Raw genomic sequence first — 12,672 nt, forward strand, 5'->3', positions numbered from 1 at the left:
TATAAACTGCGTAAAATATAAATTTGACGCAATTAAGATAAAAAGCTAAAATATAATAGCGAGGTGTTTAAATGGTAAATAAGACAAATCAAACAAATTATATAAAACTCCAGTCCTTACTTCAAGAATTACCCTGGTATGTTGATGAATACATAAATCATAAATTACGAAAGCTTTCCACGGCATCACTTTTTAATTACTGCCATGACTATAAAATCTTTTTCAATTGGATGGTCAGCGAACAACTATGGGATGGCAACATCAAAGATATCCCAATAGAGCGTTTGGAGCAATTAACGGTTATAGAGGTTGATGGCTTTTTAAACTTTCTTCACTATCAATTAAATAATAAAGAACTTACTATTAATCGGAAATTATCCGCTTTGAAATCACTGTTCAATTACTTACAAAATATTGCCGAAACTTCTGATTTTAAACCATATATTACTCGAAATGTAATGGCTAAAATTGAATTTAATGAAGTCAAAGATAGTATGGAAACGAAAGCAACAAAAATGGAAGGAAAAATTCTGCTTGGTGATGAATATGAGAAATTCCGCTTATTTATTGCCAATGATTATGGTGAATTAAACAAAGAAAACAAGCGGTTGTATAACTTTTATCAATTAAATAGAGAACGTGATACAGCAATTGTATCGTTAATTCTAGGATCGGGCCTCCGGCTTTCGGAGTTGGTGGGGATTGATTTAGACGATATTGATTTTAGCAAGTATTGTGTGCGCGTTATCCGTAAAGGAAATAAAGAACAATTCGTATATTTTAGCCAGGTGGCCATGGCAGATTTGCAAGAATTTTTAGCTGTAAGAGCCTCCAAATATAACGTTGATAAAAATGAAAAGGCATTATTTGTTGGTGGCCCAACCGGTCCAAAAGTAACATCACAAAGACTAAAAGCTCGAGCTGTTGAATATCTGATTGAAAAATACGCTACAGCGTTTGGAAAGCCATCATTATCCGTGCATAAACTAAGACATTCCTTTGCAACCAGATACCATGCAGAGATTAATGATGTACCAAAATTACGACGACAATTAGGTCATTCATCGATTCAAACGACTATGATTTATACACATATAAAGAATGATGATTTAAAAATAGCTGTAGATAAAATGGATATGCCAAAAGAGGAATCATAATGAAAGTCAGCAGAATCACCTGCTGACTTTTTCTTTTTTATCAGTTTACATAATATTATTATGAAAACAAATTTATCTTGTATCTCAAAAGACAAGTATACTTAAGAAAATGAGACAGAATCAAAAATTTTTCATTTCTACCTGCTTTTTTTGCTAGTGTGAACGCTTGTGTTATTCAAATTCCATTTACGGTCACCATATTTCCATGTAGACTCCACAAACGCGATTGTATCAGCATTTGCAATCCCAGTAATTCTTTGTACCCCTTTTAACACCATCTCACCAGTTGTTAACTTAACTGGCTTCAGAGATTGAAATGAATTCACTGTTAATTCGGTTGGCTCGTTTAACCTCCCTTTATAATAAAGTCCTAGTTTTTTGTAATATTTCTTTCGATCCTTTAAGTCAAACATATAGGTTTTCCCTGTTTGACCAATGGTTATCTTCGCTTTATAGCCATTTTCAAAAGTACTGGCAATTTCTAATGGTTCAGGAACAACCAATTCTTTTTTTATAAAATCCTTCAGTGTATATAAATAATTTAGGGTAATGCCACCGCTTCCCCCTGTTAATACATTTGAGAATATGTCTTTTACGCCATCCTGGTTGAGATCTACCAGCTTTAATGACGCTTTAGACCCGCTATCCAGTGGGATTTTATACTGTTTTTCATCAGTGGTAGATATGTCAATATAAATCTCTTTTAAATAGCCCTCTTCGTCTTCATATGGGACCCCTTTTAACTGAATACTTTCATTGATACCATCTCCAGTGATATCCGATTCATGTGTTGAAATCGTCACCGTTTTCGCTTTTTCATCGAAGGCGTGAACACCGGTAATCGCAGTAACGGACATGAGAAAAAATGCAGCAGCAACTAGTAGTAATTCTCTTTTCATTCTTTTCCCCTCCAAAATCTGATACACGTAGTATGCCCAATTTTGGTAAAAACATGAAAAAGACTCCCAATATTTAGGGAGTCTTGATAATCATTTTATTCTTCTGCTTTAGGTGTTCCTTCTACCTTCCAAATGGTTGTTACTTTTCCATTATCGTTTTCATCAAGGATAAAAGAACCGTTAGAATATCGGTCATTTAAGCGGATTTCTGATGTTACGACTGTTTCGATGTGCCCCTTTTCCGTTTGAATGAAGATAGTATCATCGTCATTCGCAACTGCAAAGCCTACTATACGATGAGGATTGGCTTTCAGCTCTCTTAGAATGACAACTCCGCGTTTAGCTCGTGTTGCTTTTTCGAATTCTTTCTGTTTCATTCTCTTAATAGAACCCCGTTGTGTGGTAATCACTATGGTTTCTTTACTGTCTGGAGTAATAATTTTACCGCCAACAACAAAGTCTCCATCCTTCAAATTTACACCTTTTACACCAGCTGCTCGAACACCAACAATACTAATTTCTTCTTCATGGAACCATAATGCATAGCCGAAATTTGAAATTAAGAACAATTCTTTCGTTCCATCTGTAAGATGTACATCAACTACTTGATCATCATCCTTAAGATTTACACCCACTAATGGCTTCGAATAGCGCTGTGCTTTATACTGCTTAAGTTCTGTTTTCTTTACCATTCCATTTCTAGTGACAAATACGAGATAAGCATCAATCTCAAAGTCTTTCACTGGGATCGCTTGAATAATATCTTCATCGCGGTCAATTGGAATGATATTCGCAACATGCTGCCCTAGATCCTTCCAGCGTATATCAGGCAGTTCATGAACAGGACAGTATAAGTAATTCCCTTTATTGGTAAACAGGAGAACTACGTCCTTGGTGTTCACATCAAGCTGTGCCAGTATACGGTCTGAGTCCTTCATGGCTAAGTCTTGGCCATTTGAAGCAGCATAAGACCGTAGGCTAGTTCGTTTGACATAACCTTCTCTTGTAATGGTTACAATGACATCCTCACTAGGGACCGTTACTTCAAGATTAATTTTCAATTCTTCAATTTCTGCTTCTATTTTTGAACGGCGAGGATCAGCAAACCGTTTTTTGACGTCTCTTAATTCCTTTTTTATGACAGATAGAAGTTTCTTCTCACTTAATAAAATCGAAGTCCATTCTTCAATTTTACTAGCCAATTCTTCTGCTTCCTTTTGTAAAGCGGTGATATCGGTATTCGTTAAGCGGTAGAGCTGTAAAGAAACAATAGCTTCCGCTTGTGCTTCAGTAAACGCAAACTTAGCAATTAAATTATCCTTTGCATCACGTTTATCTTTTGAAGCACGGATGGTCGCGATCACTTCATCAAGGATGGATAATGCTTTCATCAACCCTTCAACGATATGCTGACGTTCCTTTGCTTTGTCTAGCTCAAATTTTGTTCTTCTAAGAACAACTTCTTTTTGGTGCTCAATATAAGCATCAAGTAGTTCACGTATACCTAATAATTTAGGGCGTTTTTTAGCAATAGCCACCATATTAAAATTGTATGCTACCTGCAAATCACTATTTTTATATAGATAGTTTAAGACACCATTTGCGTCCGCATCTTTCTTTAATTCAATGACAATTCGCAACCCAGTTCGATCTGTTTCATCACGAACCTCTGATATTCCCTCGACTTTGCGATCGTAACGGAATTCATCGATCTTCTTCACAAGATTCGCTTTATTGACTTCATAAGGGATTTCGGTCACGACAATTTGCTGCTTGCCGCCTCGTAGATCTTCGATATCCGCTTTACTGCGAACAATGATCTTCCCTTTCCCAGTTTCATAGGCCTTTTTAATACCATCAACGCCTTGAATAATACCACCAGTTGGAAAATCAGGACCTTTAATCACCGTCATTAATTCATCAACTGAAACGTCAGGATTGTCCATTCGCATGATGACTCCGTCAATCACTTCACCGAGATTATGCGGTGGGATATCGGTTGCGTAACCTGCCGATATACCTGTTGAGCCGTTTACCAGCAGGTTTGGGAACATAGCTGGTAATACAGTTGGTTCCTTTGAAGTATCATCGAAGTTAGGAATAAAATCGACTGTTTGTTTTTCAATATCACGAAGTAATTCTGCAGAAATTGCAGATATGCGTGCCTCTGTATAACGCATCGCTGCTGGAGGATCACCATCCATACTTCCGTTGTTTCCATGCATTTCAACGAGGACATTTCTTACCTTCCAGTCCTGGCTCATCCGCACCATCGCATCATAAACAGAGGAATCACCGTGCGGGTGATAGTTACCAATAACGTTACCAACTGTTTTCGCTGATTTTCGGAATCCCTTATCATGGGTATTACCCTCAACATGCATGGCAAACAGAATTCTTCGTTGTACTGGTTTTAAGCCATCTCTCGCATCGGGTAAGGCACGTTCTTGAATGATGTATTTACTATATCTGCCAAAACGATCGCCAAGTACATCCTCTAGAGGTAAGTCACGGAATTTCTCATTTGTGCTCATTCTTCAGATTCCTCCTGGGCGACCATAATATTTTCATTTTCAAGGATCGTATCATCTTCTTCCAACCCAAACGCCACATTGCTTTCAATCCATTTACGGCGTGGGTCAACTTTGTCACCCATAAGAGTAGTGATACGTCGCTCTGCTCTTGCTGCGTCATCTATTTTTACACGTATTAATGTCCGTGTTTCTGGATTCATCGTCGTATCCCAAAGCTGGTCTGCATTCATCTCGCCAAGACCTTTATAACGCTGAATCATATAGCCTCTGCCAACTTTTTTAATGGCACCCTGAAGTTCATCATCATTCCAGGCATATTCAATGATTTCCTTTTTACCGGTACCCCTACTTACTTTATACAAAGGAGGCAGTGCGATAAACACTTTACCTGCTTCAATTAGCGGTTTCATATAACGATAGAAAAAGGTAAGCAGCAACACTTGGATATGTGCACCATCTGTATCGGCATCCGTCATAATAATGACCTTATCGTAATTTACATCTTCTAGATTAAAATCAGAGCCTACACCAGCACCAACGGTATGAATAATTGTATTGATTTCTTCATTTTTAAAAATATCCGCCAGCTTCGCTTTTTCCGTATTGATTACTTTACCACGCAGTGGAAGTACGGCCTGAAAGCGCCGGTCGCGCCCTTGTTTGGCAGAACCGCCAGCTGAGTCACCCTCTACCAAGTAAATCTCATTTCTTTGCGGATTTCTTGATTGAGCAGGTGTAAGCTTCCCTGATAAAAGAGCATCAGAACGCTTTCGTTTCTTTCCACTTCTAGCGTCCTCCCTTGCTTTCCGTGCTGCTTCACGGGCTTGGTACGCTTTAATCGACTTTTTAATCAATAACGCGCTAATGTCTGGATTTTCTTCAAGAAAGTAAGTCAGGTGTTCAGAAACGACTGCATCTACTGCAGACCTCGCTTCACTCGTACCAAGTTTACCCTTGGTCTGACCCTCGAATTGTAATAATTGCTCAGGAACCCGGATAGAGATAATCGCAGATAATCCTTCACGAATATCCGCACCTTCAAGATTTTTTTCCTTTTCTTTCAACAATGAAACTTTTCGTGCGTAATCATTAAAAACACGAGTCATAGCTGTTTTTGAACCTACTTCATGTGTTCCGCCGTCTTTCGTCCGGACATTGTTTACAAATGAAAGCATGTTCTCTGAATAGCCATCATTAAATTGAAAGGCAAATTCCACTTCAATGCCATTATGGCTTCCCTCAAAGCTAACGACGGGATGAAGGACATCTTTTTCTTCATTTAAGTAAGAAACAAAGGCTTCAATACCATTTTCATAATGAAAAACCTCATGAAAATCATTACGATCATCAATGATTTCTATCTTTAGTCCTTTTAGAAGAAACGCTGACTCTCGTAACCTCTCACATAATGTTTCAAAATTATAGGTGGTGGTAGAAAAGATCGTCGGGTCCGGTTTAAAGTGAATCGTCGTCCCTGTTTGATTGGTTTTCCCAATCTTCTCCAAGGTCGTAACCGGTTTACCACCATTTTCAAACCGTTGTTCATAAACAAAACCATCTCTCTTTATCGTTACCGTTAACCATTCAGATAAGGCATTAACGACAGAGGCACCTACACCGTGCAAGCCACCGCTGGTTTTATATCCGCCTTGACCGAATTTCCCTCCAGCATGGAGGACAGTTAGTATGATTTCTGGAGTTGGTTTTCCCATTTTATGCATGCCAGTAGGCATTCCGCGTCCTTTATCCATGACGCTTATTGAATTATCTTTGTGAATTTTTACAATGATTTGGTCCCCAAATCCACCTAGAGCCTCATCGACAGAGTTGTCGACAATCTCATATACAAGATGGTGTAATCCGCGTGTATCAGTGCTCCCGATGTACATTCCTGGTCGCTTCCTGACGGCCTCCAGTCCCTCTAGTACCTGTATGGCATCATCATTATATTCAAAAGCTTTCTGATTACTTGCCACTAAAATACCCCTTTCATTCCCTGCAAAAGAAAAAACATCTGTTAATTGCTATCTTTATGAGTAAGTTTATTCATTCGTGTAAAAAAGTTATTTCCATTATTTAGAACGAATGTTTGCCGCTCTTAATTGTATCACATGTTTGCGGCGTCTATGCTTTATTTTAGCGATTTATTTCGATTTGGCAAATGTCTTATTTGAAACAACATATTTTTGTAACAGTATTTTTAGTAAAAAAATGAAAAAAAACTGCCAAATGATAGCAGCTTTTCTTTCGTAAATACTTTATTTTGTTAACGCATGTGCCACTTTAATACAAAGATCCATGATCACGGTATATTCTTTTTCCTTCAAAAACTTATATGCTTCTTCATTTACTAAGCCTTGCTGTGCCCAAAAAACATCGGCGTCGACTTCGTCAAATTCCTTCGCGACATCGAACAATTGTTCTGATCGGCGGAAAACATTTACGATATCAATATGTCCTTCGATGTCCTTTAACGAAGCAACCGCTTTCACTCCAAGCACTTCATCAACAACTGGATTCACCGGAATAATCTCATAACCTGCTTTTTGCATAACTTCTGAAACCATATACGAAGTTCTGTCAGGTTTGTCACTTAACCCCACAACAGCAATACGTTTAGCTTTTTTTAATATAGCTCCGATTTCTTCTAAGGATGGATTTTCAACTGCCATGAACAAACACTCCCTTTATTTCCTTAATTTTACTATCCACCTTCACTATAACATAACTCAATTATTTGTAAAAAAAAATAGCTCCCGTGTAGCGGGAGCATTGGTGATTAAACTTCAGACAGGTGATGGAATGTCCCTGGAAGCAGCCTTTGGCACTGAAAGGCGAAACTGCGCTCCGTCCCCAGTATTTTTAACAGCAACACTTCCATCCATATTTTCTATCATTATTTTCGCCATATATAACCCAATCCCCGAAGTATTACTATTTATTGTGTTGAGATTGAGTTCGTAAACTCTTGAAAGCAATAACGGATCAATGACACCAGCATTATCTTTAAAATCAACAACTAAACAGCTGCCTTCTGTCGCTATCTTAATATCTAATATTCTCTTTTTAACTTTGCTTGATATAAATGCATTGCGTGCGTCTGCTAGGATCGTTAAAACAGCTTGACTGTATTCATTTGGACATCCATAAGCCATATGCTCTTCTCGGTATTCAAACTCAACATGAATGTCATGATTCTTAAGGCTATAGGAACAAATCGATAGTGCTTTTTCAATACAATCTGATATAGAAAAGGTGCATTTCTGTTTAGTCGGTTGATAGAATTTCCGGAAATCATTGATTGTACCTGACATATAATTAATTTCAGTCATGCCTTCTTTGGTGAAAGTGTCAATATATTGATCATTTATTTCGCCATATTGTAGGGCTTCACGGACGTCTTGGATTAAGAGGGAGAGGCTATTGAGCGGCTGCTGCCACTGATATCCAATGCTTGAGATCATTTCACCCATCGATGCAAACCTAGAATGTTGAAGAAGGTAATGATCCTTCTGAAGATTCTTCGCTGCTTCTTCCTCGACTCTGCTTTCTAAGTTTCTTACTACAACCTCATATTTTTCTGCCATTTCCCTGTAGTTCTCTTCATTTTCCTTTTGCTTTTTCATTAACACATGACGCAAAATAATATAGCTTATAACAAAAGAAATGAATATTAATCCTACTGAAAGAATTGAAATATATATACCCAGCACTATTATTCACCTATTGAACTGTTATAAAAAGTTACGCAGTTTCTTCCCTTAATTTTTGATTTAGATAATGCTTGTTCAACCTCAGAAATGAGCTCTATTTTCGATTTGCCAGCCGAAAATTCTGCAACTCCAAAACTGCAGGTTACGGAACCTATTTTTGGAAAGACAAATGTATTAATTAAGGCACGGATGGATTCAGAAAGCACCATCGCTCCAGGGCTGTTGGTTTCAGGTGTTAAAAGAATAAATGCATCCCCGCTCCAACGTGCCAACACATCTGATTCACGAATCCTTTGTTGAACAATGGTTGATATTGTAACGAGCACTTCATCCCCCTTTTTATGGCCAGAATAATCATTTACATTATTAAAATAATCAATATCCATGAGAATAATAGAAAAAGGATGGTTATATCGTTCTGACCGACTTATCTCACTTGCAAGCAGCTCCTCGAACTTTTTCCGATTTAAACTGCGTGTTAATGGGTCCATCATGGATAGAATTTCATTCTTTTTATACTCTTCTTCTAACAAACTAATTTCTGTACAGACAAATAAGATCTGTTTTTTACCTGGAATTTGAGTGCCTTTCATTAAATATATCCCTTGTTTGTCTTTTTGACCTTTCCACATGACCTTTGCATACTTTTTCTCTGTCTGAAGAAATTCTTCTATCCATTTTCCTTTGTTCTTAGGATAAAAATAATTTGGATCTTCAACAAATAATTCAGCAACAAGGTTAGATTTATGTAATCCCTTCTTCTTTTCTATACCTGTAAAGGTAGCAAATGCTTGATTAAACTCTACAATATGTCCGTGGTCCTCAATGAATAATAAATGATCCTGTGTATCTAAGAGTGCCTTTGTTAACTGGTTTTGTTTCAATAATCCCTTTTCCTGCAGAATTTGCTGGACTGATTTTTGAATTGCAAGTAAAAATCGATCTAAATCGATCGGTTTTAAAATAAAATGATTGACGGTATGTTCAATACACTGGATAAAGATATCGTTATCATCATGTGCTGTGGTAACAATAATTTGAACTTTTTCATTATGCTTCCGGATGTTTTTAATGATGTCTAAACCGCTCATAACTTTAATATCTAAAATGATCAAGTCAGGATGGTGCTGTTGATAAAGCTGAAAGCCTTCTTCACCGTCTATCGCAACATGGACATCTGAAAAACGGCGATTTAAGATCCGTAATAATTTTTCGCGTGAAAACACCTCATCTTCTACATATAAGACCTTTACATCTTGGTATTGATAATTGTGATTTTGTGGTACTGTAATGGCCATGATCTTTCACCTCTTTCATCCTACTTAAAATTGTATATGACAAAACCGACCACTCGGCCGGCCTACCTAATGTTATTCAATGTTATAGTTAAATTATATTTCCTGTAAACAATCACATCAATCGATAACTAAATGGTTTGAAAATTCTCCATATATTTGTAATAAAATTGACTCTAATTGTTCTTAACTTAGACAGAATATTAATTTAAAAAAAGCAAAAAATAGACCATTTTTGTGGTCTATTTCTGTGTTACAGCTTTATTAGGGTCTATGGTCATCGCAGTCCACGCGGTCTGATCTCCAAAGACTCTGGACCAAGAAGCCATACCTGCCAGCTGATAATTGGCTGCCAGATTTGCTCGTTTCGTTAACGATAATTCATCCTCAATCCATACTTTATAGGTGGAATTTTCTTCTACTGCATAATATTCCGCATAATTTTGGCCGCTAGCCTCATCATACACAGTCTGAATCCCTTTTTCTACAAGCCATTCTTTTACCTTTGCCATCGATATAGATTGTGAGGAAACCTCTGTTGTACCATCTTCCTTCACTTGTTCCTTCCACAACCTTGAATATAAAGGGACACCTAGTATTAACTTTTCTTTTGGTACTTCTTTTAACAAGTTTTGCAGGTTCGTCTCAACCCATGGAAGACTTGAAACACTGCCAGCAACAGGAGACGATCCTGGATGTTCATCATATGCCATAATAATGAGGTAATCCACAATGCCTGCAAGTTTATCTCTTTCATAGAAGGATGACCAATTATTGTTTTCACCTGCATAAAACGTAATGTCCATTGAAACAACTAACCCTGCTTCATGCAAATACGGTGTTGCCTCCCGCAGCAATTGAGTGACAAGTGGTCCATCTGCGGGATAGACATTTTCAATATCAAAGTTTATCCCTTGCAATTGATACATTTGACTAAAATGCAGCAGCTGGACAATGATCTTTTGACGTGTTTCAAAGTCTTTTAACGCTTCATGTGTAAGCACCGGATCAAACGAATTTGAGAACAATCCCCATACTTGATAACCCTTGGATTGTGCCCATTTACTATAATCTAAGGACGCTAAGTTACTTATTGTCCCGTCATTCCCAGTCAATGAGAACCAAGTTGGTGATACAACATTAACCCCCATCATATCCGGTATTTGGGTATGATCTGGATTCTTCGTGTATACGGCTTCCCACGTTAACTGAATTGGTCCATTAATTTTTGGAATCGCTACTGTTTCATTTTTCTGTGAGATTGTAATGGTAACCTCATTGTTTTTATCAACATATTTCTTGTTGATGAATCCACTTACTCCATTTTCTTTCCTAACTAAATAAAAACCCTTTTCCTCGGCCTCAATCATTACAGTCTCTTTTTTAGACATTTCCGCGGTATACGGTGCTTTTAGAGAAGGCTGCGTTCGTAAACGTAGGTTTTCCGGGTGAACATCTTCAGCAATGATTTCACCTTGCGTATAGTGGTCCCCGTTTTTCTGAATCCAAAGTGCTCCGGTTTCCTTTAATACCGTATACTGAATCGGGTAGTATGAGAGCAGCGGGTCGATTGCCACAAATATTTGACCCTCTTTAGAGATAATCGGTGATACTTGAAGCTCCACCGGCTGTTGATTAACAAAGAAGGTTAAGGAATCAGTGGGCATTTGGATGACTTTTTCTGCAGTCGTAATAATGATAGACTTTGATTTTTCATCATAAATAATGCTGTCATCTATGTTCTCCTGCATAAATGAAAGTGGAAGAAAGATAGAATTGCCTTCAATTAGTGCATTTCCCCGCTGACTTCCTTCGAAAAGGATCGGATTTTTTTCGGTAAAATAGGTTGCTCTTTCTTTAGAGGCAAACGGATATAATAAAAAAAGAATAGAAGATGCAATCAATAGAGTTGCAATCATCAATCCTCCTAAGATCCATTTTGGTGATAATGCTTTCTTTTTCTGGTATTCAATATGTGCCATTCTTTTTCCTCCTCACTTCTATCGTACGGTATCAACGAAAAATTGAGAAGGTATTTTTAAGTACTTTTTGAATTAGTTAAAAGCAGGAGTAGTGTTTTTTCACCAATACATGGTAAAATAACAGGACATGCACTATTTATAGAAGGAGAATTCGTTGATGGTTCAAATTGTTTTAGTTTTACTACTCGCCTACTTGCTAGGTTCCATTCCCTCAGGTTTAATCATTGGTAAAGTTTTTTATAAAACTGATATCCGTGAACATGGAAGTGGAAACTTAGGAGGAACGAATACATTTCGAACATTAGGAGTAAAAGCAGGTATAGCTGTAACATTGGCTGATATCCTAAAAGGAACTTTAGCTGCTTCCTTGCCGGTCATATTTGGACTGGATGATATAAATCCTTTACTTCCTGGGGTTTTTGCTGTTATCGGACACACCTATCCAATCTTTGCTGGTTTTAGAGGCGGTAAAGCAGTAGCCACATCTGGCGGTGTTTTATTGTTTTGCTCCCCGCTAATGTTTTTAGTTATTTTCTTGGTCTTTTTTGCAAGTCTTTACACGACCAAATATGTATCTCTGTCATCTATGCTCGCCGGCATTTGTGCAGTGATTTATGCTGCTATTGATGGAGACATCCCGCTCCTTATTGCTGTAACTCTTTTGGCCTCATTTGTGATTTATCGACATCGCGCAAATATTACGCGAATCAAGAATAAAACAGAACCTAAAATTAAATGGCTTTAAGGAATTTTGATTCCTTAAAGCCATTTTTTAATAAACAAACTCCGTATTTTATATTCTTATAAGTTTAAATGCAAATTTACCGTCTTCATTCCTAATATAATCAAGCTTTGTCTGGTCAAAGTGGACATAATCCTGATCATGAATGAGAATTTTTACCCTGCCAAATTCAAATAGCTGATCCCCAGTAATTTTCCGCTCTTCCAGAGACAGATTTAGTTTTGGACCACCTCAGCCAATTCCCATACTCAATCGAACCAACAGTTCTTCCTGAGGGGATTGCTTTTCTCTCTCGATTACATCTTCTAATATAGTGCATGCACTCTCGGTTATTGTAAACATCACAAACC

9 protein-coding genes are annotated in these 12,672 nt (G+C 37.5%); 2 read left to right on the plus strand and 7 right to left on the minus strand.

Annotation, left to right across the window (positions count from 1 at the left end; translation table 11 throughout):
- Positions 1–71 precede the first annotated feature (71 nt).
- Positions 72–1,157 carry a tyrosine recombinase XerS gene (xerS, locus tag ABC255_RS15270; RefSeq protein WP_412994727.1) on the plus strand — a complete coding sequence of 362 codons (1,086 nt, stop codon included), beginning with the start codon at positions 72–74 and terminating at the stop codon, positions 1,155–1,157.
- A gap of 137 nt (positions 1,158–1,294) precedes the next feature.
- Here the strand turns inward: xerS and ABC255_RS15275 are convergent, their stop codons facing one another.
- The 7 genes from ABC255_RS15275 to ABC255_RS15305 form a co-directional block, all read right to left on the minus strand.
- Entirely contained in the window at positions 1,295–2,056 is a 762-nt protein-coding gene (locus ABC255_RS15275) for a hypothetical protein (RefSeq protein WP_412994729.1), read from the minus strand.
- 95 nt (positions 2,057–2,151) lie between these two features.
- Complete coding sequence (gene parC, locus ABC255_RS15280) at positions 2,152–4,590, minus strand: DNA topoisomerase IV subunit A (RefSeq protein ID WP_412994731.1); 2,439 nt, start codon at positions 4,588–4,590, stop codon at positions 2,152–2,154.
- Entirely contained in the window at positions 4,587–6,566 is a 1,980-nt protein-coding gene (gene parE, locus ABC255_RS15285; protein ID WP_412994733.1) for a DNA topoisomerase IV subunit B, read from the minus strand. The genes parC and parE overlap by 4 nt, the downstream gene beginning before the upstream one ends.
- 282 nt (positions 6,567–6,848) lie before the next feature.
- Positions 6,849–7,262, minus strand: a complete 414-nt coding sequence (locus ABC255_RS15290; protein WP_412994735.1) for a CoA-binding protein — start codon at positions 7,260–7,262, stop codon at positions 6,849–6,851.
- A 114-nt stretch (positions 7,263–7,376) separates the two neighbouring features.
- Positions 7,377–8,216: a sensor histidine kinase gene (locus ABC255_RS15295; RefSeq protein ID WP_412994736.1), complete on the minus strand. Its 840-nt coding sequence runs from the start codon at positions 8,214–8,216 to the stop codon at positions 7,377–7,379.
- A gap of 89 nt (positions 8,217–8,305) precedes the next feature.
- Entirely contained in the window at positions 8,306–9,601 is a 1,296-nt protein-coding gene (locus tag ABC255_RS15300; protein WP_412994738.1) for a GGDEF domain-containing response regulator, read from the minus strand.
- Between the two features lie 239 nt (positions 9,602–9,840).
- On the minus strand, positions 9,841–11,580 hold the full coding sequence (locus ABC255_RS15305) for a glycosyl hydrolase family 18 protein (RefSeq protein WP_412994739.1): 1,740 nt from the start codon (positions 11,578–11,580) through the stop codon (positions 9,841–9,843).
- A gap of 157 nt (positions 11,581–11,737) precedes the next feature.
- Between ABC255_RS15305 and plsY the strand changes: the two genes are divergently transcribed.
- Positions 11,738–12,325 (plus strand): glycerol-3-phosphate 1-O-acyltransferase PlsY, encoded by a 588-nt coding sequence (plsY, locus tag ABC255_RS15310; RefSeq protein WP_412994741.1) that lies wholly within the window; start codon positions 11,738–11,740, stop codon positions 12,323–12,325.
- The last annotated feature ends 347 nt before the right edge of the window (positions 12,326–12,672 follow it).

The sequence above is a fragment of the Neobacillus canaveralius genome, from assembly GCF_047237705.1.
GTDB classification, from domain to species: domain Bacteria; phylum Bacillota; class Bacilli; order Bacillales; family Cytobacillaceae; genus Neobacillus; species Neobacillus niacini_K.